This is a genomic window from Marinobacter sp. B-21 (assembly GCF_056857895.1).
In genome coordinates this window covers 1-22,764 of the sequence record NZ_JBSXNZ010000072.1, presented here as the reverse complement: position 1 = coordinate 22,764, position 22,764 = coordinate 1, and the positions used below count along the sequence as shown (strand labels likewise).

Annotated in this window: 24 protein-coding genes and 1 pseudogene; 20 read left to right on the top strand and 5 right to left on the bottom strand. The window is 56.9% G+C overall.

What is annotated here, in order from left to right:
• Positions 1-150: 150 nt before the first annotated feature.
• Entirely contained in the window at positions 151-1,059 is a 909-nt protein-coding gene (locus AC13C0_RS10375) for a cation diffusion facilitator family transporter (RefSeq protein WP_117618272.1), read from the bottom strand.
• 365 nt (positions 1,060-1,424) lie between these two features.
• Here AC13C0_RS10375 and AC13C0_RS10370 point away from each other — a divergent pair, with 365 nt between their 5' ends.
• The 3 genes from AC13C0_RS10370 to AC13C0_RS10360 all read left to right on the top strand — a co-directional run bounded on the left by AC13C0_RS10370 (position 1,425) and on the right by AC13C0_RS10360 (position 3,628).
• Positions 1,425-2,780 carry an APC family permease gene (locus tag AC13C0_RS10370; RefSeq protein ID WP_341582673.1) on the top strand — a complete coding sequence of 452 codons (1,356 nt, stop codon included), beginning with the start codon at positions 1,425-1,427 and terminating at the stop codon, positions 2,778-2,780.
• Between the two features lie 12 nt (positions 2,781-2,792).
• Positions 2,793-3,038 (top strand): DUF805 domain-containing protein, encoded by a 246-nt coding sequence (locus AC13C0_RS10365; RefSeq protein ID WP_341582671.1) that lies wholly within the window; start codon positions 2,793-2,795, stop codon positions 3,036-3,038.
• Between the two features lie 116 nt (positions 3,039-3,154).
• The gene (locus AC13C0_RS10360) at positions 3,155-3,628 is read left to right on the top strand and encodes a hypothetical protein (protein WP_341582670.1); all 474 of its coding nucleotides are present in this window, start codon (positions 3,155-3,157) and stop codon (positions 3,626-3,628) included.
• Positions 3,629-3,784: 156 nt separating this feature from the next.
• Here the strand turns inward: AC13C0_RS10360 and AC13C0_RS10355 are convergent, their stop codons facing one another.
• Entirely contained in the window at positions 3,785-4,549 is a 765-nt protein-coding gene (locus AC13C0_RS10355) for a copper resistance protein B (RefSeq protein WP_341582668.1), read from the bottom strand.
• A 20-nt stretch (positions 4,550-4,569) separates the two neighbouring features.
• The gene (locus tag AC13C0_RS10350) at positions 4,570-6,405 is read right to left on the bottom strand and encodes a copper resistance system multicopper oxidase (RefSeq protein ID WP_341582667.1); all 1,836 of its coding nucleotides are present in this window, start codon (positions 6,403-6,405) and stop codon (positions 4,570-4,572) included.
• Positions 6,406-6,797: 392 nt separating this feature from the next.
• Between AC13C0_RS10350 and AC13C0_RS10345 the strand changes: the two genes are divergently transcribed.
• The 3 genes from AC13C0_RS10345 (at position 6,798) to AC13C0_RS10335 (ending at position 10,555) form a co-directional block, all read left to right on the top strand.
• Positions 6,798-7,184, top strand: a complete 387-nt coding sequence (locus AC13C0_RS10345; RefSeq protein WP_341582665.1) for an EMC3/TMCO1 family protein — start codon at positions 6,798-6,800, stop codon at positions 7,182-7,184.
• Between the two features lie 298 nt (positions 7,185-7,482).
• Positions 7,483-8,910 (top strand): hypothetical protein, encoded by a 1,428-nt coding sequence (locus tag AC13C0_RS10340; RefSeq protein ID WP_341582664.1) that lies wholly within the window; start codon positions 7,483-7,485, stop codon positions 8,908-8,910.
• Between the two features lie 58 nt (positions 8,911-8,968).
• Positions 8,969-10,555: a hypothetical protein gene (locus tag AC13C0_RS10335; RefSeq protein ID WP_482954346.1), complete on the top strand. Its 1,587-nt coding sequence runs from the start codon at positions 8,969-8,971 to the stop codon at positions 10,553-10,555.
• On the opposite strand, the gene AC13C0_RS10330 is transcribed toward AC13C0_RS10335, so the two are convergent.
• On the bottom strand, positions 10,552-11,274 hold the full coding sequence (locus tag AC13C0_RS10330; RefSeq protein ID WP_482954345.1) for a cytochrome c biogenesis CcdA family protein: 723 nt from the start codon (positions 11,272-11,274) through the stop codon (positions 10,552-10,554). The two genes, AC13C0_RS10335 and AC13C0_RS10330, sit on opposite strands and share 4 nt — an antisense overlap.
• A 515-nt stretch (positions 11,275-11,789) precedes the next feature.
• Here AC13C0_RS10330 and AC13C0_RS10325 point away from each other — a divergent pair.
• The 10 genes from AC13C0_RS10325 to AC13C0_RS10280 all read left to right on the top strand — a co-directional run bounded on the left by AC13C0_RS10325 (position 11,790) and on the right by AC13C0_RS10280 (position 17,768).
• Positions 11,790-12,248, top strand: coding sequence for an ATPase (locus AC13C0_RS10325; protein WP_117618265.1), 459 nt, complete (start codon positions 11,790-11,792; stop codon positions 12,246-12,248).
• Positions 12,249-12,680: 432 nt separating this feature from the next.
• A complete protein-coding gene (locus AC13C0_RS10320; RefSeq protein WP_482954344.1) occupies positions 12,681-13,853 on the top strand; it encodes a porin in 1,173 nt (390 codons plus the stop codon).
• 12 nt (positions 13,854-13,865) lie between these two features.
• Positions 13,866-14,180, top strand: a complete 315-nt coding sequence (locus AC13C0_RS10315) for a c-type cytochrome (protein WP_288944969.1) — start codon at positions 13,866-13,868, stop codon at positions 14,178-14,180.
• The gene (locus AC13C0_RS10310; RefSeq protein ID WP_482954343.1) at positions 14,177-14,530 is read left to right on the top strand and encodes a c-type cytochrome; all 354 of its coding nucleotides are present in this window, start codon (positions 14,177-14,179) and stop codon (positions 14,528-14,530) included. The genes AC13C0_RS10315 and AC13C0_RS10310 overlap by 4 nt, the downstream gene beginning before the upstream one ends.
• A gap of 102 nt (positions 14,531-14,632) precedes the next feature.
• Entirely contained in the window at positions 14,633-15,454 is an 822-nt protein-coding gene (locus AC13C0_RS10305; protein WP_482954342.1) for a PAAR domain-containing protein, read from the top strand.
• Positions 15,455-15,535: 81 nt separating this feature from the next.
• Positions 15,536-15,811 (top strand): hypothetical protein, encoded by a 276-nt coding sequence (locus AC13C0_RS10300; protein ID WP_482954341.1) that lies wholly within the window; start codon positions 15,536-15,538, stop codon positions 15,809-15,811.
• Between the two features lie 94 nt (positions 15,812-15,905).
• Positions 15,906-16,541: a DUF2931 family protein gene (locus AC13C0_RS10295; RefSeq protein ID WP_482954382.1), complete on the top strand. Its 636-nt coding sequence runs from the start codon at positions 15,906-15,908 to the stop codon at positions 16,539-16,541.
• A gap of 17 nt (positions 16,542-16,558) precedes the next feature.
• The gene (locus AC13C0_RS10290) at positions 16,559-16,744 is read left to right on the top strand and encodes a hypothetical protein (RefSeq protein WP_482954339.1); all 186 of its coding nucleotides are present in this window, start codon (positions 16,559-16,561) and stop codon (positions 16,742-16,744) included.
• Between the two features lie 107 nt (positions 16,745-16,851).
• On the top strand, positions 16,852-17,223 hold the full coding sequence (locus AC13C0_RS10285; RefSeq protein ID WP_341582650.1) for a type II toxin-antitoxin system TacA family antitoxin: 372 nt from the start codon (positions 16,852-16,854) through the stop codon (positions 17,221-17,223).
• Positions 17,223-17,768, top strand: coding sequence for a GNAT family N-acetyltransferase (locus AC13C0_RS10280; protein WP_341582648.1), 546 nt, complete (start codon positions 17,223-17,225; stop codon positions 17,766-17,768). The genes AC13C0_RS10285 and AC13C0_RS10280 overlap by 1 nt, the downstream gene beginning before the upstream one ends.
• Before the next feature lie 138 nt (positions 17,769-17,906).
• On the opposite strand, the gene AC13C0_RS10275 is transcribed toward AC13C0_RS10280, so the two are convergent.
• Positions 17,907-18,212, bottom strand: coding sequence for an ArsR/SmtB family transcription factor (locus tag AC13C0_RS10275; protein WP_341582646.1), 306 nt, complete (start codon positions 18,210-18,212; stop codon positions 17,907-17,909).
• 224 nt (positions 18,213-18,436) lie between these two features.
• Between AC13C0_RS10275 and AC13C0_RS10270 the strand changes: the two genes are divergently transcribed.
• The 4 genes and pseudogenes from AC13C0_RS10270 to AC13C0_RS10255 form a co-directional block, all read left to right on the top strand.
• Complete coding sequence (locus AC13C0_RS10270; RefSeq protein WP_053113999.1) at positions 18,437-18,640, top strand: YgaP family membrane protein; 204 nt, start codon at positions 18,437-18,439, stop codon at positions 18,638-18,640.
• An 18-nt stretch (positions 18,641-18,658) separates the two neighbouring features.
• Entirely contained in the window at positions 18,659-21,121 is a 2,463-nt protein-coding gene (locus AC13C0_RS10265) for an efflux RND transporter permease subunit (RefSeq protein ID WP_482954338.1), read from the top strand.
• A complete protein-coding gene (locus AC13C0_RS10260; RefSeq protein WP_482954337.1) occupies positions 21,118-21,966 on the top strand; it encodes an outer membrane lipoprotein-sorting protein in 849 nt (282 codons plus the stop codon). Before AC13C0_RS10265 ends, AC13C0_RS10260 begins: the two co-directional genes overlap by 4 nt.
• A 31-nt stretch (positions 21,967-21,997) precedes the next feature.
• Positions 21,998-22,764 (top strand): annotated as a pseudogene (locus AC13C0_RS10255) (hypothetical protein); the annotation flags it as partial.

Here is a 22,764-nt window from a genome sequence, read left to right as displayed (position 1 = left end):
TTGTTGGCCTGAGCGCACGTTGCCTGGATATTCAGTGAGAATCTGTTTTACGTAAGGATACATCGCCCGGCGGCGGTGAGGTAGGCCCAGACGCTGATAGCGTTCAGTCGTGTCGCGCACGAGCTCCCCCGTAACCATCTGCATACAGCGTTAACAGTGGGTGGTGTTCGGGCATTCGCTATCACATCGTTCCCACTGAATCGTCGTATGCTGGATGTTGAACTCCTCTGCCAGTATCGCTGAGGCATCATTGATGATCCGGTCATCGCCCAGTGGATCAGGCTTCACCAGGTGGACTGTCAGCGCGTTCTCGGTCGTACTCAGGGCCCAGATATGAAGATGATGGGCAGAGTGCACGCCTGGCAGACTCTCCAGACACTCGCGAACAGCTGCGGGATCGATCCCTTTGGGTACGGCATCTACAGCCAGATTTACGGAGTCCTTTAGCAACTGCCAGGTGCCCAGGAAGATAACAGCGGCAATGACAAGGCTGACTACCGGATCGATCCAGGTCAGGCTGGTGTACATCAGTACTATGCCTGAGATCACGACACCCACCGATACCGCAGTGTCGGCGGCCATGTGCAGGAAGGCACCCCGTATGTTGATATCGCCTTTCTGACCTTTGACAAACAACATCATTGTTGCGCCGTTGATCAGCACCCCGATTCCGGCAACCACGACCACGGTCAAACCGGCAACCCCAGCGGGGTTTGTCAGGCGCTGGATTGCCTCCCAGGTAATCCCGCCAACCGCGGCGATAAGAATGAGTGCGTTGAATAGAGCCGCGAGAATGGTGGTCTTTTTCAGGCCATAGGTTTTGCTATGGGTCGCCGCCCGGCTGGCCAGCCAACTGGCCACCCAGGCCATTATCAGTCCCATGACATCGCTGAGATTATGGCCGGCATCTGCGATGAGTGCGAGAGACCCTGATAAAACGCCATAAACCGCTTCGATAACCACAAACAGGGTATTGAGAATCACCGCGATGGCAAAGGAGCGGTTATGAGTGTCGAAGTGATGGCCGTGGTCGTGGCTGTTAGGTTCGTGGCTGTGCATTCCTGCCTCTATTGAACGGAGCTTGAGTGCATGTTTTAAACCTTATAGTAACTACAGAGTCAATCCCGGACGGTGGCCGGTGTTTGCTCGTCGAGTCCTGATCTCCGTTGACCCGGATTCGCCATTGCTTTGCTCTGACGGGCCGGGGTATTCCCCCGGCCCGTTTCCGTCTACACTTTGATATAGATCACGTTCACCCGGAACTGCCTCCTGTATTCAGTTGCAGTTCAGGTTGGGATGGTGTGATACAGGGAAGGGGGTAACTCAGGCAACGAGGTGCACTCCCATGGCCAAAGCACACAACAGGCAATCATGAGCCATTTTGCTGTTCGAAAATCCCACCCATGAAAAAAACAGGAGGTTGAATGAGCAGGGGGAAAGACAGAACCACCCGCTACAAGGAAGGCAGTCTCACCCTCACGGGAACCGTTATGCTGGGTACCGGCGTCATGATCGGCGCCGGTATCTTTGCCCTTACGGGGCAAATGGCGCAGATGACGGGGGTTCTTTTCCCGTTGGCGTTTCTGGCGGCCGCGGTGATCGTCAGCTTCAGTTCTTATTCCTACGTCAAGATTTCCAATGCCTGGCCGTCAGCAGGGGGCATTGGCATGTACCTTTACAAAGCCTATGGCAATCGGCTGCCGACCGCGTTCAACGCCTTGCTGATGTATTTCTCGATGGTGATCGCCCAGAGCTTCCTCGCGCGCACTTTCGGTTCCTACACCATGCAACTGTTCGGTGGTGATGAAAGTGGTCGCATGGTGTCCATTCTGGGTGTGTCGCTGATCCTGGCGGCGTTTCTGATCAATCTGCTCGGTAATCGGATGATTCAGGGCGTGGCTTCCTTTATTGGTATTCTGAAAATCGGCGGCATACTGATCTTCGGGGTGGTGGGTGTCTGGATTGCCGACAGCCTGGCGGTGGATTTCTCGAACCCGGGAGAAGCCGGAACCGCGGGCAATTTCCTGGGTGCAACGGCGCTCGGAATTCTGGCCTTCAAGGGCTTCACCACCATCGCCAACAGCGGCTCCGAGGTCCAGGACCCTCATCGGAACGTAAGTCGCGCCATTGTCATTTCCATCGCGGCCTGCGTGGTGATCTACACCCTGGTCGGTTTTGCCGTCGCCAGCAACCTGTCCCTGGCGGAAATCATCAAGACGCAGGATTACTCCCTTGCGGCCGCCGCGCGCCCGGCGTTGGGTGATTATGGCCTCTGGTTCACGGTCGCCATTGCCATGATGGCCACCGCGGGTGGCATTCTGGCCAGCATTTTTGCTGTCTCGCGCATGCTTGCCATGCTGACTGAAATGAAACTGGTGCCTCACCGTCATTTTGGCATGCCGGGCAGTATCCAGAAGCACACGCTGGTCTACACTGTGGTTCTGGGGCTGGTTCTGACGGCCTTCTTTGACCTCTCCCGGATTGCCGCCCTGGGTATCGTGTTCTACCTGGTCATGGACATTGCCATCCATTGGGGCGTGCTTCGCTATCTGCGTGACGATGTGAAGGCCAGGGCGTGGGTGCCGGCGACGGCCATCGTTCTGGATTTGCTCGTGCTTGGCGGCTTTGTCTGGGTCAAACTGAATACCGACCCGTTTGTCATTGGCGTGGCGGTTGCCACAATGATCGTGATCGCGGTATCCGGGCAGCTTTTCCTGAAAAGGGCTGCAGCAGCCGAAAAAAACGGCCACGAGGAATCCCATGCTCACGGTCACCAGTAATCAGAATTCAACATGGAGGGCAGTATCACGATGGGGGAAAACATGTTTGGCAACACCATGTGGGCGGGGCACTGGCTGTGGATGCTGGTGATTGCCATCGTAGTCGTCATCCCGGCCTGGCGTATTTGCCAGCGCACGGGCTATCCGGGTTGGATGGGCATTCTGATACTGATACCCATCGTCAACCTCGTTCTGCTCTATTTTATCGCATTCGCGGATTGGCCGGCAGGCAAAGCGGGAAACCATGATGATAGCTGAGCAACGGATTCCCGTCGCTCACAATTCATTTCTTCGAGAGGTGTTTAAAAGGGGCGGCTTGATATCGAAAAAATGACAAGAAGGGATATATTCCAGGTTGAATTCAGTGTTCGTTGATGGAAGTGACAGGAACGGATGAACAATTGTCGAGTTTATTGATGGGAGATCAGATAGTGCGAACGAAAATCTTACAACTGGTGTTGGTTTTCATGGTATTTAAAGCGCCACTGCTACAGGCGAGTGAAATCCTGTCAGGTGAGGACGTTGCTGACATTTTGGTGGGTAACACGGTTCAAATGGTCTTTCGGGATGCAAAGGATGAATTCCGCACCCGGACTTTTCATGAATATTACGATCCCGACGGGTCGATCTATGGCATGACAAAGTACAGGGAACAACAAGGAAATCTCACCCACTATCTCGGTAGCTGGCAGGTTGAAGACGGGAAATTCTGTACCTCTGTCTACGGGCGAGATTACTCCTGCAACAAAATCAAACCCCTCGGTGACGGTAATTATGAGCTTGTAAATGAGGGGGGCACCATCAGAAACGTCAAGTTATTTGAAGGCAAGCATCACGGGCTGGAGTAGGGGCCGCTGTGCGTTGTTAACCCCGACGCTTCCTTGCAGTGGTTTTGCTCAGGGTTAAGGCAGGCCCGGTCGATGGGCCTGCCTCCTGAAGTCTTCCTGCGGAATGCCGTCTTGTTACTGGTTATTGCCGGTGCTGGCAGGTGCCTTGCGGGCGCCTTAAAACCACCACCGGATACCCGCCACAAAACTGGAGGACTCGACATCCTCGCCTTCCCGCTCACGGAGATCCTTTGTGTTGCCCAGGTAGCGTGTATAGGAAACACCAACGTAAGGAGCGAACTCCCGGGAAAAGTGGTATCTCAGCCGGAGCCCCAGGCCAACATTATTGATCCCGCTACCGACTCCCCATTCCTCGACATCACTGAAGGCCACCAGGGTTTCCCCCCGGCCTTGCAGAATGAGCCTTTGGGTCAGTAACCAGTCGTATTCGGCTTCGAAATCATACGACAGGTCGCCGTCTTCAGTAACCCTGAGGTTGGTATCCACCTCAAACCAGTAGGGAGCAAGGCCCTGCAGGCCAATAAGTGCCGAATAACGCTCCTTGTTCTGGCCCGGACCGAAGGTTGCCTGAGCGCCCAGCCCTGTCTGTATGTCCCAGAAGGGGGCCAGACGATAGCTGTACTGAGCATCAAAGTTTTCGATGTCGCCAGCCTCGGTGGCCAGATTCGTCTCACCCTCTGTTTCAATCCAGAGCCGCTTTTGGTCCGTGCCAACCCAGGCCTGGGCGTCCCAGAGCGCGATCTCGTTGTTGCCGTCGCGCTGATATTCCATCCGGTCAAGCAGTAGTTGGGCGAGTACCGGAGTGTCATGAATAGGCAATGTCCAGTCCGGCTCGGCCTGAACGCCGGTACCCGCGGCCCCGGCTCCCGAGGCAATCGTGAAGGCTGACGCGCCCACAACCAGTTTTATGCGATTCATCATAGTGATCATCCCCTATCCCGTTAAACGACCGACACGACGCGAAACATACCTGCGTCCAAGTGGTAGAGCAGGTGGCAGTGGAACGCCCAGTCACCGGGTGCGTCCGCCGTTATCAGCGCGGACACCCGTTCACCGGGTTTGACGGAGATCGTGTGCTTGCGTGGTCGGTACTCACCCGCCCCGGTTTCCAGCTCCATCCACATGCCGTGCAAATGAATGGGGTGGTCCATCATTGAATCGTTGACCAGGATCAGGCGAAGGCGTTCACCATGGTAGAATTTGATCGGGCCATCCACCTCGGAAAATTTCCTGCCATCAAACGACCACATGTAACGCTCCATATTGCCGGTAAGGTGGAGCTCCACTTCCCGTTCCGCCGGGCGCTTGTCGGGCCAGCCATCAATACTCCGTAACTGGGAGTAGGTCAGCACCCTGTGATCCACGGTTTCGAAGCCAACGCCGGGCTCATCCAGCCGTGACTGGGGGCTGGAAGCCACCATTGCTGCTCCGGGGCCGTGATTGTCCGGGCCATGGGATACCGGGCGCCCCGCAGTTGGAACCGGGCTCAGGCCCGGGGTGTCAGGCGAGGCGTCCATGCTCATCCGGGTATGATCCATGTTCATATTCATACCGCCCGAATCCCCCGCCATGTCGCCGTGGGCCATCTCCATGCCGCCGTGCATTGCCTGGCCACCATTCTTGCCCATGGCGCCCATTCCCATGGCCGCCATGCCCCGTTCAGTGCGCGGGTACATGGGAGGCACCGGGGCTTCCAGCCCTTTCCGGCTGGCCAGTGTGCCGCGCACGAACCCGGACCGGTCCTGGGACTGTGCAAACACGGTATGGGCCATGTCCGTTGGCTCCACGATAACGTCGTAGGTTTCGGCCACGCCAATGCGGAACTCGTCGGTCTCGACCGGCTGCACTGGCTGGCCGTCGGCGGAAATAACCGTCATTGGAAGTCCCGGGATACGGACATCAAAGTAGGTCATCGCCGAGGCGTTGATGAATCTCAGGCGGATTTTCTCGCCGGGACGGAACAGCCCGGTCCAGTTGCTGGCGGAGGGCGATCCATTCATCAGGTAGGTGTATTCAGAACCGGTCACATCCAGGATATCCCGGGGGCTCATTCGCATTCTGCCCCACATGCCGGCTTTGCTCCACGCGGCACTCCAACCCATGGTTTCGACATCCTTGAAGAAATCGCCAACGGTGCGCTGGTTATAGTTGTAATAACCTTCAAACACCTTGAGGTTGCGGAAGACGTCGCCGGGAGAATCGAAGGTCCAGTCGGAGAGAACCACAACGTATTCACGGTCATAGGCGACTGGCTCCGGCTCAGCCGGGTCTATAATAATCGGTCCGTAGTGGCCGAGCTGTTCCTGAAGCCCGGAATGGCTGTGATACCAGTAGGTGCCGTGCTGCTCGACCGGAAAACGGTACTCGAAGGTTTCGCCCGGCATGATGCCCGGAAAACTGACGCCTGGAACACCATCCATCTGAAACGGCAGTATCAGGCCGTGCCAGTGAATGGACGTTGCCTCGGCCAGGGTGTTGGTCACACGCATGATCGCTTCGCGGCCCTGCTTGAGCCGAATCAGGGGCGCAGGCAGCGTGCCATTGATGGTAATAGGCTGTTTCGAGAGTCTGGACCCGATCGTGAGAGGCGTTCGTGCGATCGTCAGATCATAGACATCGGCGCCGTCACGCACGGTATGATAAACATTCGAGTTGTCCAGGTTGCCCCTGGCAAACGCCGGCATCAGGCTGTCAAAACCGGCGAGAAGGCCCATTGCGGCAGCCCCCTGGATCAGGCGCCGCCTGGATAATCCCGTATCAGGATGTTTTTCACTCATACACTAATTCTCCTGCCTTTCATGGCACTATTGAATCACTGCGTCATGGCACTATTGAATCACTGCGGGTGCGCTCACGCGCCCTTGGCGCGTGGGATCGGTCTGACCACGGGCGCCCGCTTTCGCACTTCCGGTCTTTACCCTACACACTGTAGCTGAAACGAAGCTGAACCTCCTGGCAGGGCCGTGAATGCAGGATCCTGTCTGATGCTGGCTCATCTTTTAGCGCAAGAAGCTGACCGGCCTGTGGCATTGTCCGGGTGTTTGCCATGCTTCACCTCAGCCGATCGTTGTACTATCTTATACGAAGACGGTCGGAATCAGACCCGGTCAACAATCGTCTCTTACGGAGGCAATTGCATTTTCCAGTTACCCAACGGACGGAGAACACCATGAAAAGACTTACACTTGTTAGCACCGTCATAGCCGCCCTGCTTTCTATGCCGGCTTTGGCAGCGGATCATGATCAGCATCGCGATCAAAAGCACCATGAACAGGATTCCATGCAGATGCAGGAGATGCAGATGCAGGATCAGGACAGGGCGGAGGCGATGCAGAAGAATATGGAAGAAATGCAGGCGCTGATGAGCCGGATCAAACAGGAGCAGGATCCTGCCAAGCGCCAGGAGCTGATGCAGGACCATATGAAAGCCATGCAGGAAAACATGCAGATGATGCATGGAGACATGAAGGGCTGCATGGGAATGATGAAGGAAATGAAGGGGTCGATGAAGGATCAGCCGATGAAATCGAAAGGGGCGGAGAAATCCGGCCATTGAGGTCATCAAGCCCTTATCCTTCGCGCTGATATTCGATCTGTTGTAAAGGTGACCGTCCAGGCGGTCACCAAAAACGGCCTTAACTCCTTTGTCTCCGACATGTTGCCAGCCCTGTCTAAGACATAAGTCGTAATCCCTCTGGATTTTCAGCTTCGTTTCAGGTTTCATTGGTCTCGGCCTGCCTGCAAGCAGGAGGTTGGTTGCCCTGCTGTATGCGACACGGCGGAATGACCGACCATTAGGTCCGTTTGCTGAGCTCTTCTGACGACTAATAAGACGACTAATAATAGGGATAACAATGAAGCAACTGAAACTTAAGCGCAGCCCGCTTTACCTGGCGATTCTCGGAGCAGCCGCTATGTATGCTCCAAACCCTGTAATGGCGGCCGAATTTGATTTTCATGGAGACATGAACAACCGATTTCAGGCATACACCAATCAGAGGGATTGGTTCAGAACAGGTAATTCCGGTGGCGGAACGCTGAAAGAAAGCGATCCCACCGAGAGTTATGGTGAGATAAAGTACCGGTTTTGGGTCACCGCCACGTCGGACAATGAAATGGTCAAGGGCGTGTTTGCAACCGAAATCGGCGGCGTTCGCTTCGGCGAAAGCTCAAAGGGGGGGGGGTATTCCGGTGACGGTAAAAATATCGAGACTCGCTGGGCTTACGTCGACTTCGTTTTGCCCGATACCGTTGATCAGCACCTGAAGATCGGGTTGCAGCCGGTTTCGGTTAACGCCCATGTCTGGAACGAGACGGCAACCGCAGCCGTGCTGACCGGGAAGCTTCAGTCCGGTATTGACTATCAGCTTCTGTGGGGGCGCGGTGACTCCACCAACGCAGGAGGCTCCGGCGACTCCCCGCAGGATGAAGGATGGGATGGCGCTGATAACTTTGCGCTGAACCTGGATAAACAGTTTTCACCCAACCTGAATGCCGGAATTTTTTATCTTTATCAGATGAACAATCAGGTTGCAAATGGTTTCGGTGTTGTCGAGAGCAGGAAATATGAGCTGAAGCATATCGCCGATAACTCAGAATACTCAGTGTCGAATCTGGGCGCGACCTTCGACTACAACACTGAGACGTCGGCGGGCCGGCTTTTCCTCAAGGGTACAGCCATCGCGCAGACGGGAACGATTGAGGGTGTTAATTTTAAACCTTTAAACGGGGCTCAAAACCCAAACACCAGCTATGACCTGTCCACCTTTTTGGGCCGTGGCGAGCTTGGCCTGCAATTTGGTCCCAATACAGTCACCTACACAATGGTGTATGCATCGGGAGACAGCAATGAGCAGGATTCCAATTTCGATGCGTTCATATCCACGGACGTCGATCTGACGGACAGCATGATTTTCCAGGAAAATATGACGGACGACGACTATTTCGCCGAGACTCCTTATATCCTGGATAAGGGGTATTTCATGAACAAGATCCAGCTCGATCACAAGGTCAGGCCTAACGTAAAGCTCAGTGGAATGCTGGTGTACAACCGGCTGGCGGAAGCCATTACGCTGGCTGACGGGAGTTCATCAAAAGATCTGGGCCTGGAGTTCGGTGGACGGGTGAGCTATCTTCCGTATCCGTCCCTGGAAATTGCGGCGGAAGCGGCTTATCTGCTTGCGGGAGATGCAGTGGATGCACTTGAGGAAGGCGCGCTTCAAAACGGCCAGAGTGATAAGGACATTGTGCATGTTGCCGGCCGCGTCCGGTATAAGTTTTAACTGACCAGAAGGTGCGAAGCCGACGCTTCGCACCTTATTCCTTTCGAAGAGTCCCTGTATGACGAATGTAATCAGCTGTGCCAGCGTCCGGATCTTTCGTTTTGTCGTTTTAATTGTTTTTACAATAACCGGACAGCTCTGTTTCGCAGGTGAGCGCTTCGACCCTTTTGTTTCCGCGATCAGCCGGATCGACAAGGACGAAGGTCTTGTTTACATAGACCGGCACGATAATGTCGTCGAGGTGGGGGATGTTTTCGTTACGGCAAAACCCGTTCAGAACGGCGATGCCAGTATGGTCGGTGACCGCCGGTCCGTAATCGGTATTTTACGGATTAATCCGGAAGAATTCGTTGGCAAGCTGCTGTCCGGGCCCATGCCTGGTGTAAATGCCGTTGTGGAGAGGTTTGGCCCTTTGCCGGCCGTAATTAAAAGTACAACCGAAAAAAGCGGGCCCGTGGAAGAAGAACTGAAATCCATGTTTCCACGCCTGGTCTGGGAAAATGAGGAAAGCAAGGCAGAGCCCTCTCTGACGTTCGAGTTAATAAGCAAGGGCAGGGTAGTTGTCACCTATGACCAAACCTGGCTGGTCGGGATGATTGATATCGGCGCAGCTTCATACTCAAAGGAAGAGAGTTTTCGTGTTGCGGCAGAGGCGGAGGCCGAGCTTGCTCTTGAGTTGCCGGGCCGGGCAGGTTCGATTGCGGTCCATGAAATCCCGGGGCGTTATGTCGTGGCACTGGAAGACAAGCAGACAATCAGGTTTTTTTCGGGGCGGTCCGATGGCTCTGTAAGCGAAATCGCCGTGGTTGATATTCCACGTGGCGAGAGAATCATTTACATGGACTGGTATAGCAGTGCCGGTGAGCTTTATCTGCTGGTCAACCAATGGGATGATTACCGGGTGTCAGGTTCTGTTGTCAGGCTTGACGGGGACCGAGCCATGTTGGTCGGGTTTTCGCCATTGATGATGGGCGTGCATGATACCGACCTGGATGGGCGGAGTGACACCATTCTGGGGCAGTCCTATACGGCAGAGCACGGCTTCGGGTCAAAGATTTACACGGTTATGCCGGGGCAAGAGAAGATGGCGGAAAGCGCCAATGACACATTCAGCGCCCTGACGCCGGGTTTCAGGGTGTTGGGCTCCCGGGTTCTGGGCAAGACAGACAGCGGCGATCTGGCTTTTGTAAGTGCGTTTGACGGTAAAGCCTCTGTGTATTCCGGCAATGGCCCGGAATTGCAGCTCAGCTACGATATGGACCCTCTTGTCAGCTCGGAAATCCGGTTTGAGGTAAACCCGGAACTGATTTTCAGTCCGACAAGAACCCTGTCCCTGGGTAACCCGTTTGTCGGCGGCACTGGAGGGGCGGATAGGGTTTCGCGCCCCATGGTGGGTATTGCGCAGCGCCCGAGCCCTGCGGAGGCCGCAGGTCCCAGGGATGTCGTCGCTATCGACTGGCTGGACGCAAACCCGGGCTCGCCATCGGTTCTGGGAAGATCCAGGGTATCCATACCCCGCTCGGCGAAGCCGGCCTATGGGAGCGGCGGGCTGTTCTTTTTCTCGGTAGGAAGCCGAGGTGGAGATAGTAAGGCCGGGGAAGGCGCAACAAGGCTCTACCGGCTTCCAGCCGACCTGGGACACTAGCCAAGCCTTCCCAACACGGGAAAGGTCGACAGCATCCAGGTGGCGAACCAGGTCATCTGGCCGGTCAGCACCATTATGCCCATGATGATCAGCACCAGGCCCGCCAGTGCCCTTAGCGGCCTGCTCCAGCGGCTGAATCCGCGCACTCGCTTGCGAAAATGCTCGATGAACAGCGCGGTTCCGAGAAACGGGAGTGCCAGGCCGAGCGAATACACCGCTAGGTACAACATGCCCGTTTCTGCGTTGGCGTGGGTGGAACTGAGCGCCAGTATGGCTCCGAGTATCGGGCCGATGCAGGGCGTCCAGCCGACGGCAAAGGCGATACCCAGCAAAAAGGCCGCTGTGGGGCGTCCTCCCTCGAGCGTTTGCCCCAGGCGCCAGTCCCGTTGCAGCGCCGGCATGCTCCACCAGCCCAGCATGAACAGGCCCATCAGCACGATCAGCAGGCCCGCCACCAGATTGGCTTCCTGCCGGTAGGCCATCAGCCATTGCCCCAGAAGACTGGCGCTTGCGCCCAGCGCCACGAAAACCACGCTGAACCCGAGGACAAAACAGCAGCTCAGCCACAAGGCTTTCAGGCGGTTTGATGCCTCACTAACGGCGCCGCCGGTAACAACGGACAGGTAGCCGGGCACAAGGGGTAATGTACATGGCGAGAAGAAAGACACCAGTCCGCCCAGGAACGCGGCCAGGATTCCCCAGCTTGCCAGGTCGGGCATAGTCAGACCTCGTATCGTTTTATGGAAGCGATGGCACGCGAGAGCAAGCCTGCGACAAGTGATTTTCTCATGCTGATCTCCTGACAGCCAGCCCCGGGGGTGGCCAGGCGCCGCCGGCACTGCCGGTGAATATGAATGGATATCCGGTCTGCCCGGCCCTGTGGCCCGGCGATGAAGCCGCATCGGATCATAAAACCTCTGAGCCACTCACATGTCAAGCAGTAAGGTATTGAGTGTCCATGAAATGATCCAGACTTGACTCCTGTCAGATCCGGATCAGTTAGTGGCGATTGTTCAGTTTCGGTTCAGCGCAGTATGAGTTGCCGCCCCCGGTGTGGTATGGGATTGATGCAAATCATATTAACCAGTGCCAGGGCCGGAATTTTACTTTCTTTTGCTGGTTTTCAGGGTGAGTTCAGATTGCAGGGTTTTACTTCGAACAGGGAACCTTATACCGGGCTGGCAATCATCAACCCAAACAAAGCCATCAACCCAAACAAAGCGGGGACAACGAAATGCATATCAGAACCTTTGGTGAATTGATTGACTGGACGCGGGATCTGCACTCACACCTGGCGAGTTGTCTGTCCCACTGTGCGACAAAAAATGAAGAGGAGCGGGCCCGGGCACTGCTGGACTATCTGGCGGCCCATGAGTCCGAAATGGAGCGGATCGTGAGCGAGTTTGAACGTCAGGGGGATTCCAGGGCGCTAGAAACAAGAGTCTTTGATTACCTTTCGCATAATCCCGTCAAAACTCACCGTACCTGTGATGAGCCGTACGCAAAGCTTGATTTCCAGGGTATTTGCCGGGAGGTATTCGACTTTCATGATCAGATCGCCGACCTCTATAAAGCCATGGCGGACCGGGCGGAGATTCCCGAGGCAAGGGAGCTGTTCCAGGCTTTGTTAACCATGGAACAGAACGAATCGATGCGACTGGCCCGTCAGGTCGGACGAATGGACGACCTCTGATCATCCACTGAAGCAGCGCTCTGATTTCCGGGCACCGATCCGGCATTTTCTCAATCAGGCGGAGGATGAGCGCAGATGAACATCACATTCCCGGGTGGAACGGAGACCGCGACCGGCTCCAGGTTCCTGGTTGAAACCGGCCAGACACGTGTATTGGTCGATTGCGGTCTGGAAGCAGGGCCTGGGGTTCGGATAGTGCAGCGTGACAATTATCAAGTCTTTGTCGCCGCGGAGGCAGGGGCCCGGGGCTTTTGCCGCCAGGCGGGAATAAAAACTGACGTGAATCAAGGCCGGAGCGACCAGGCCAAAAAATTCAGTTTCGTTTCGGTTTCAAGGTGTCTAATTGTTCATGTTTTGGATCAGTAGCTTTTCGAAAGCCTTTTTCCGGAACAGCTATATACGTCTCTTCATCTAACCCAGAAGGGTGCACCTATGAAAAAACTCCATTTTATTAAGCTGTCGCTGGCAGCCTCCGTATTCGCAAGCGGGGCCGCGATCGCAAACGAAGACACCGAATCAAAAATTGCCAACCTTGAGTCGCAGATGGCGGCCCTGCGGGAAGATGTCAAGAGCAACAATCTCGATACGGTGAACAAGTGGCATATGGCCGGGTACAGCAACGTTGATTTCGTGGGTGGCTCCGACGGGCAAGAGGACGGTTTTACGTCCGCGCGATTTGCGCCGATCTTTCACTATCAGTTTTCCGACAGGGTGTTGTTTGAAGGCGAGCTTGAAGTCAATACGAATGCAGATGGTGAAACTGAAATCGCAGCGGAATATGCGACCATCGATCTCATGCTGAACGACTACATGGCGCTGGTGGCGGGTAAGTTTCTGAGCCCCATTGGCCAGTTCCGCCAGAATGTCCACCCAAGCTGGATCAACAAGCTGCCGACTGTACCCGTGGGCTTTGGCGAGGGAGGCGCGGCACCGCTTGCCGACCTGGGCGTTCAGTTGCGTGGCGGTTTTCCCTTGAGCGGGTCGATGCGCGCCAACTATGCCCTGTACACCTCGAACGGCCCGACACTTGTTGTTGATCCAGCAGATGGTGAAGTGGAATTGGAAAGCGAGCCTGCCGCAGGCAATGCCGATGGCAATTTTGTGTACGGTGGCCGGGTGGGGTTCCTGCCGGTGCCGGCGCTGGAGTTGGGACTGTCCGGTGCGTTTGGCAAGATGGGAGTAGGCCAGGGAAGCGTGTCTGAGCTGGCACAGGGAGAGCCAGACCGTGATTACACCGTTCTGGGTGCAGACGCCATTTACAACATTGCCACCCTGCAACTGCGCGGTGAATTTATTCAGCAGACCGTGGGAAGCGAAGCCAACAGCACGATCTTAGGTGGTGCGGCGGCTGAAGAGCTTGAATACACAGCCTGGTACGGGCAGGCGGCGTACCGGGTGCCGGATACCAAGTGGGAAGGCGTTGTCCGCTTGGGTGACCTGGACACCCCGGATGCCGATGCAAACCGCTCCCAGTGGTCTGCGGGGGTGAATTACCTGTTCACTAACAATGTTATCATCAAGGCGGCCTACACCGTGGATGACTACGATGACAACGCTACTGACGATGACAAGCGCTTCAACGTTCAGTTGGCTTACGGATTTTAAGAGGGTATTAGCATGAAATTATTGAACCGGAACCTCATCAGTAACGCTGTATTAGTCGCCGCGCTTGTTGTCGGTGGCGCAGGCTCGGCAGCGGCTCAGGACGCAGACGATCCCATGGCATTCATCCGGGGCGCCCAGTCATGGGCCGACAACTGCTCACGGTGCCACAACATGCGCGACCCGGCCGAGCTTCGTGACGATGTCTGGGAGCCAAGCGTGATTCACATGCGCATCAGAGCGGGTTTAACCGGGCAGGAAGTGCGGGACATAACAGCCTTTCTCCAGAAGAGCAATGATCCCGCAGATAACAAGGGGGGTGATAAATGAAAACGTCATCTTTTCTGATCGCCAGTCTGGCCACCGGGATCCTTGCGTACTCAGCCGGAGCTGCGGCTTCGTCTGACCAGGTGGAAGCCGGCGAAAAACTCTTTAACTCTACGTGCGTTGCCTGCCATGGCGCAGACGGAAAGGGCAAGCTGCCCGGCGTTCCGGACTTTACCAAGAGCGATGGCCGGCTGTCCAAGGATGCTGACGTACTGGCTACTCACATCATGGAGGGGTTCAAGAGCCCCGGCTCGTCCATGGCGATGCCCGCCAAGGGCGGCATAAGTTCATTGACCATGGAGCAGGCAGAGGCCATCGTTCAATACATGCGCGAGGCCTTCACAGGCAAATAGCAGTTGAAGTCGGGGCAACGCGGGCCTGGTGTATGCAAGCGTTGCCCCGCTTTTTTTCGTGGGTAGCCAGGACGCTACTCTTCACAGTAAGGAACTCTGACCATGAGCAATCTGATTGCCGCCTGCTTCGGTGATACGCACGTCTGCCCGATCAAAGGGCACGGTTCTTCCCCTATCTTGCCAAACGGCTCTAGCATCCTAGTTGAAGGCAAGCCCATTGCCCGGGTGGGCGATGTTGCCGGCTGCGGCGCCGTTATTACCCAGGGCTACCCGCTGGCACTGGCCGATGGTATGCCGGTGGCCTATCTGGGCAGCCCCACCAGTCACGGTGGTTCGATAGTCAGTGGCAATCCACGGGTCATTCTCGGCGTTGCCACCAACACTGCGCCGGTTGTGGATTTTGCCATGGCCGGTGCGCTGGATGATAAAGGCCAGCTTACGCCAGGCGCCAAAGAGTTGCTGGACAAGGACCCGCAGGAGTTTGTGCGCCGGGCTGCCCAGAAAGGCGCACTGATTGATGAGGGCTTACCCGACGAATCACTGGATGATTCACCTACAGAAGAGGGTCGCCCGAAGGTACGGGTAGAGGCTGGCATCTTTTTTGATGGCACGGGCAATAACCGCGACAACACTCAAACCTACCAGCAACAAATGGACGAATGTCTGACGGCCAACGCGACCGGGGCTATGTCAGAAGAAGAGTGCAGCAATGAGCTGTCACAGATTCTGGAAGGCAGTTACCTCAACGCAGAAACCAATGTCTCCAAGCTTGAGAACCTGTACCAACGGACCGGTGCCCAAGGTGAAGATGGCGAGAGCATATTCAGGCTGTCAACCTATGTGCCCGGAGTAGGCACAAAGTCCGGTGAACCCGATGACGGTCCGAGTATGGGGCTTGGCCTTGGCGAACAAGGCATACTTTAAAAGATAGACGAAGGCTGCGGAGAACTCGCGTTTGCAATTGGTGACTCTGTCAGGGAGTCAATCGAAGAACTGGTTTTTGACGTGTTTGGTTTCAGTCGTGGAGAGGCAACGGCCCGGCATTTCGTCAGTCGGGAGATTCATGACACGACCGGCTCTTTACATGGTGAGTATAGAGGGGCACTGGTCAGAGCCTTTGAGCGGGAGGGCATTCCCTGGCCTGACAAAGTCACCGTTCGTTTCCTCGGGTTGTTTGACACCGTCGCTGCAGTCGCCGATTTGGGCAATCTGGATATTTCCGCCCACGATGCCGACACAGGTCGAAGCAACGGTATATCCATCATTCCGATCATTACCTGAGGCTCGGACCGCTGTATCCCCTCCAGCCAGCCAGCCAGGTATGGCCGACGTGCCGTCCATTCGAACAAGGGACAGTGAAAGGGGCAGTGAATTGATGAGGGCTATCATAAGTATTAAACATCTCGCACTCAGCTTATGTGTCTTGATACTTCTGGGCTGCTCGGAGCAAACGGAATCGGAAGGGCCAAAGCATGGCCCCAACTCCACCTCCACCTATCGAAGTATCGGCGTTGTTGCTCCCAAGCATTATGAAGTCTGGGTAGATAAATTTTTTATAGAGTCCCTGTCAGAAAATATAGGTTGGCGTCGCCCCTTTGGAATCGTCTCTTGTTGCTGGAAAAGTCCGCCACTTTCCCGTGCAAAATGGCAGACGACACCAGAACTGTTTCTTATCCGCTGGTTTTCGTTCGCGGAGCAGCAATCCTACGAGGCGGTGATTAAGCTGGAAAACCCAGATGGGATTGCGGAGAAAATGAAGGAAACAGCTTCATTTGAGCGTTATGGTGAGATCGTTGAGCGCTCCCGACATAACCTTGTTTTTGGCTTGGCACCGGGCGGAACAGTGGTTGTCTGGATCATGAATAGTGCGGAAAATGCGATTGAGGTAGGGCGGTATGAGGCCAAGCCAATCAATAACAAAAAGTCGGATTACTCTCAGTGGGTAAATGAATACCTGGAGAGAGAAGGAGAATATCTGAGGAAAAACGGGATCAAGCTGGAAGGTTGGTAGGTCCGCAGCCTGACACATTGGCCGTTAGCCACCACATCAATGCCATGCACCGGATACCAACCCCTCCGCTTCGCTGCGGTGTTGCCACCAACACTGCGCCGGTTGTCGATTTCGCCATGGCCGGTGAGCCGGGCGACGGCCCCAGCAAGGGGCTCGGGCTAGGAGAACAAAGGTATGCATGGGCCGATGCACTGACTGGGTGAATGAACATCAGGTGCCATTATACCTTCGGGAGTTTTGCCATTGCAGGCTTTGTAGGCAATTCAAACCGTGCGAAGTTACGAATTCAGGCAATACTTAAACACTATAAATGTACGCCGATCAGGCGTACAATTTAAAAATCTCTGGCGTTGGTGAGGAAATGTCCATGTTGCCATCATCGAATTCTGACAGCGGCCTCAAGGCCAATCAGCGTAATACCGCTCGCTTCAACTTTCGCACGACTGAGCGGATCAAAAAAACGGTTGAGCGGGCGGCGGCGCTCACTGGTCAGGATATGTCATCGTTTGCGATCAACGCGGTATACCAGAGGGCGATAGCAACGATCCAGGCGCATGAAGTGACGCACCTGGAGCCGGAGGATCATCAAGCCTTTTTCGATGCTTTGGATAACCCGCCTGCTCCCACTGAAAAGCTGAGTGCGGCTTTTGCCCGGCATGAGGAACAGGTGGACAACCGCTGATGCCGCCAGCGATTGTTATTGAGCCCCTCGATACAAACAAACATGATCGATCAGCTTTTACATCCGGGGTTGAGCAGGTTGACAACTTTCTTCGCAAAACAGCCTCGAAGCTCATGAAAGGTGGCACAGCGAGGGTATTTGTGGCGTTGAATCCCGATGACAACCCAGAGGACATTCTGGGATTTTATTCGATCAACGCGCACACCGTGAACTACAGTAACCTCCCCAGCCGATATCGGCGTTATTCATTGCCTGACGGCCAAATTCCAGCAGCCTTTATAGGCATGATGGGCGTGACGGCCCATGCTCAGGGAAAGGGACTGGGCAGCCTACTTCTCGCAGATGCGCTCAAGGGGGCCTATCTGGCCTCGCATCGAATAGGCACCGCGCTCGTATTGCTGGACGTTTTAGATTGCGGAACCCCGGAAGCGGTTGAGCGAAGACAGAGACTTTACCTGGCGTTTGGGTTTCAGCCCCTCCCCTCAAACCCTTTGCGAATGTTCCTGCCACTGGCGACGATAGGGCAGATGTACGAGAAGGCGTAAACCAACTTCAGGAAGGGCTCTCACTCGATGAGCGTGATTCGCCAGTGTCCAAAAGATCGGGCGCGGGGTGCGTGGCCCAATCCCTCCGCTTCGCCGGCATCATCAGTTTCTCTTGCGGCCATGGTAAAGGCTTGCTTTTTATAGTGCGTCGGTATCGCAGAACAGCTCATACAGAACTTCTATGATTCGGCGCGCCTCCTCTCCCGCCAGGGAGTAGTGTATGGTCCGCGCTTCGCGGCGCGCAGATACCAGGCCGTCCTTGCGCAGCAGGGCGAGTTGCTGGGAGACGGCCGCCTGGCGCATCTCCAGTGCATCCGCAAGCTCGCTCACCGCCTGCTCGCCGTCGATCAGTTGGCAGAGGATCATCAGCCGGCTCCGTCCGGAGAGGGCCTTTAGCAGATTGGTGGCCTGATCCGCCGCTTCCGACATCTGATTTTTATTCATACATTCATAGCTCTGCAATCGTGAATATGTTAGGCTTGGTTCAGATGATCGGGTGTTCTTGGTCAGGTAGTCAAGTGTTGCCCGTCGTCGTCTGGCAGGCCCCGGCTTTCCGTGGTCCGGCACGTGGCCATGCCAGGTATTATGTACGGTTGCTTTCAGCGCAGCCAGCGCAGCGCGCAATCTGCTGAAAGTGCCGGAACGCGCTACTATAACAGGAGGGGCATATGTCTATCGACCGCCTTGTACTCGCATTCGCAGGATCTTTCATTCTTGTAAGTCTGGCTCTTTCCCAGCTCCACTCACCTTACTGGTTGTGGTTCACCGCGTTTGTGGGCGCCAACATGCTGCAGGCTGCCTTCAGCGGATTCTGCCCTCTGGCGAAGATCCTCAAGGCCTTGGGCAAGAAGCCCGGCGCCGCCTTCGACTGACTTGCGGAGGCGCTGTAAATGGCTGAAAAGACCGAGGGTTCCTGGCTAGAGTTCGCCACTGACCGTCCTCGACTGACCGTTTGGGCCATGGTGGTCGTCACGCTGATGCTGGTGGCGCTGGCGGCGCTGCCAAGCGTCTGGCCCGAGCGGTTTGGTCTGCTTAATCCGCTGACCATCGATACCGACCCGGAGAACATGCTCTCCGCCGACGAACCCTTGCGCGTTTTCCACGACGACATGAAGGAGCAATTCTCGCTTTATGACATGGTCGTGGTGGGTGTGGTCAACGAAAGCAACCCTGACGGGGTATTCAATGTCGGTTCGCTGCGGCGTATTTATGAACTGACGGAGTATGCCAGTACGCTCAGGTGGCCCGATCCGGACAACCCGGGCCGGCAGGAGGGCGTGGTCGAGGAGGATATGCTCGCGCTCTCGCGGGTCGACAACATTGAGCAAGAGGGGGTCGGCTCGGTTCGTTTCAGCTGGCTCATGCCAGAGCCGCCGGATACCCGCAACCAGGCGCTCGCGATTCTTGAGCGGGCGCAACGCATCCCGCTGTTCGACAATACCCTGGTAAGCGCTGATGGCAGGGCAGTCGCCCTTTACCTGCCGCTGACCAGCAAGGACATGAGCTACCGGATCCGCGAAGCCCTGCTTGACAAAGTCGCTGGCTGGAAGGATACCGGCGATGAGGTCTACATCACCGGGCTGCCCGTGGCGGAGGACACGTTCGGTGTGCAGATGTTCTATCAGATGGCGATCTCGGCGCCACTGGCAATGCTGGTCATCTTCCTGGCGATGTGGTGGTTCTTCCGCCACGTCCGGCTCATTACCTCGGCGATGATCGTGGCCATGGTGGCGGCTGCGAGCACCATGGCGCTGCTGGTGATCAGCGGCAGCACCGTCCACATCATGAGCTCGATGATCCCCGTATTCATCATGCCCATTGCGGTGCTGGACGCGGTGCATATCCTCTCGGAATTCTTCGACCGCTATCCCCAGCATCGGGACCGCCACCGGGCCATCCGGGAGGTTATGGGGATACTGTTCAAACCGATGCTGTTCACCACCCTGACGACGATGGCGGGGTTTGGGTCACTGGCACTCACCCCGATCCCGCCGGTTCAGGTGTTCGGCATCTTTATCGCGATCGGTGTGTTCCTGGCCTGGTTGTGCACGGTGACCTTCATTCCGGCTTACATCATGCTGATGCCGGAGCGGCGGCTCACCGGCTTCGGTCACGCCGCCGGGGATCCGGACCGGGATACAGTCATGGGGCGCTGGCTGCGTCGCCTCGGCGAGGGCGTGGTCGGCCACGCCAGGGCGGTGCTGGTGGTTACCATGGTCGTGGTGGTGGCTGCGGGTTATGGCATCAGCCAGATCCGTATCAACGATAACCCGGTCAAGTGGTTCGAGCCCGAGCACCCCATCCGGGTGGCGGACCGGGTGCTCAACGAACATTTCGGCGGCACCTACATGGCCTATCTGGCGCTGGTTCCGGAGGCCGATGACGCGGCCCGGCCCGACGAGACCTTCAAGCGCCCCGAGGTCCTGCGCTACATCGCCAGGCTGCAGCAGCGGCTGGGCGAGACTGGTGTGGTCGGCAAGTCCAACTCCGTCGCCGATCTGGTCAAAACCGTCCACCGCGAACTTCTGGGCGGCGATGCCAAGGCCTTTCGCATTCCGGACAGTCCGGCGGCGGTTGCGCAGACCCTGCTCACTTACCAGAATGGCCATCGCCCCCAGGACCTCTGGCACTTCGTTACGCCCGACTACCGCCGTGCCAGCATCTGGGTTCAGCTCACCAGTGGCGATAACCGGGACATGAGCCGGGTGGTTCAGGCGCTCGACGACTTCATTGCGGCCAATCCTCCGCCGGCGTCGATCCAGGCACGCTGGTTTGGTCTTAACTATATCAATGTGGTCTGGCAGGACAAAATGGTCAGCGGCATGGCCATGGCCCTGTTCGGCAGTTTCGTGGTTGTGCTGCTGTTGATGGCTGTGCTGTTCCGCTCGCTGCTATGGGGGCTGCTGTGCATGATACCTCTGACTGTGACCATCGGGGCCATCTACGGTCTGATCGGTATCATCGGCAAGAACTACGATATGCCGGTCGCCGTGCTTAGCGCCCTGAGTCTGGGGCTCGCCGTGGACTACGCCATCCACTTCCTGGCCCGCGCCCGCGCCATCCAGGCCGAGACAGGCTCCTGGCGTCGCTCGGTGGCACCGATGTTCGGCGAGCCGGCACGGGCAATAACCCGCAACGCCATCGTGCTTGGCGTTGGTTTCCTGCCGCTGCTGGCGGCACCGCTTGTGCCCTACCAGACGGTGGGGGTGTTTATCGCGGCCATTCTGTTGACCGCCGGCCTGAGCACACTGCTGATCCTGCCGGCATTGGTAACCCTGCTGCAACGGTGGCTGTTTCCCGGCGCCCACAGGGCCGTCCCGAATCCGCAAAACCAAGAGGAAGGCGTGCAATGAGTAGATACTGGCTTGTTACCCTGTTCCGAAAGCTGGCCCTGATGGTGATGGCGCTGGGCATCGCGCCCATTGCCCTGGCCCAGGATGCCGGCGCTGCGCCCTCGGTGGAGCGCATTGTCAACCGTGCCAATATGGTCTCCTACTTCCAGGGGCGTGATGGCCGCGCCAGGGTCGCCATGACCATCACTGACCGCCAGGGGCGTACCCGCAGTCGCGAGCTTACCATTTTGCGGCGGGACGGCCCGGAGACAGATGCCATTGAGGGGAGCGCCTACCGTGGCGAGCAGAAGTACTATGTCTATTTCCGGCGACCGGCGGATGTGAGCCAGATGACGTTGCTGGTGTGGAAACACCAGGACCGGGACGACGACCGCTGGCTGTACCTGCCGGCGCTGGATCTGGTTAAGCGAATTGCCGCTTCCGACAAACGCACCAGCTTCGTCGGCTCGGATTTCTTCTACGAGGATATCTCGGGGCGCAGTATTGATGACGACAGCCACGAGCTGATCGAGACCACGGACAACTACTACGTAGTGCGCAACACACCCAGGCGGCCCGGGGAGGTTGAATTCGCCTACTACGATGTCTATATCCACAAGCAGTCCTTCCTGCCGGTTCGCACCGAGTATGTCGACGACAGTGGCAACCTCTACCGGCGTTACACCGCGCTGGCGGTGGAGAAGGTGCAGGGTTACCCCACAGTCGTAAAGGCGAGGATGGAGAACCTGCGCAGCGGCGGCACCACGGAGCTGACCTACACTGGCATTGACTATGACCTGGGCCTGCCGGAAGACGTCTTCTCGGAGCGCTACCTGCGCCGGGCACCAAAGGAGTACTTGCAGTGACCACCGGTGCACTGAGGGCAGGAGGGCGTGGATGAACACCAGAAGCCTGCTCTGGGGCATGTTGCTGGCGGGTATCGGTCTCGGTGTGGCGCCCGGGGCGCTATGGGCGGCTGCGCCCGAGCTGCCGGAGGGGCTGGGCGCGCCAGCCAGCGATACCGAGGAACCGGCCCTGCCGGCAGGCCTCGGGGGTGAGGCCGGGGCAGAACAAACCACCGACCGACCGGCTGCGGCGGCGCTGCCATTTCGCCTGCGTGGCTTCTGGGAAGCCCGGGGCGGAACCCGGCTGGGCGATGATCCTTACGAGCGCGATCTCTCCATCGCCGAGACCCGGTTGCAGCTTGAGGCGGAGAAGTATTTCCAGGGAGCAACGCTGCGCCTTACCGGCGATTTTCTCTATGACGACCTGGACGACGATCGGGCGATGGACCTGGAATCGGGTGAGGGCGCCTTCGACCTGCGCGAGGCCAGCCTGGTGTTTTCGCCGAGCGCGGATACCGATGTCAAGCTGGGGCGCCAGATACTAACCTGGGGAACCGGCGACCTGGTGTTCATCAACGATCTGTTTCCCAAGGACTGGGTCTCGTTTTTTATTGGCCGGGATGTGGAGTACCTCAAGGCGCCCTCGGACGCGCTGAAGGTCTCGGCTTTTTCCAGCTGGGCCAATCTTGACCTTGTCTACACCCCCCGGTTTGACGCTGATCGCTTCATCGACGGCCGCCGTCTCTCTTTCTTCAACACAGGGCAAGGGCGGCTGACCGGGCGCAATGCGGTTGTACTGGCGGACCGCCCGGCGGACGC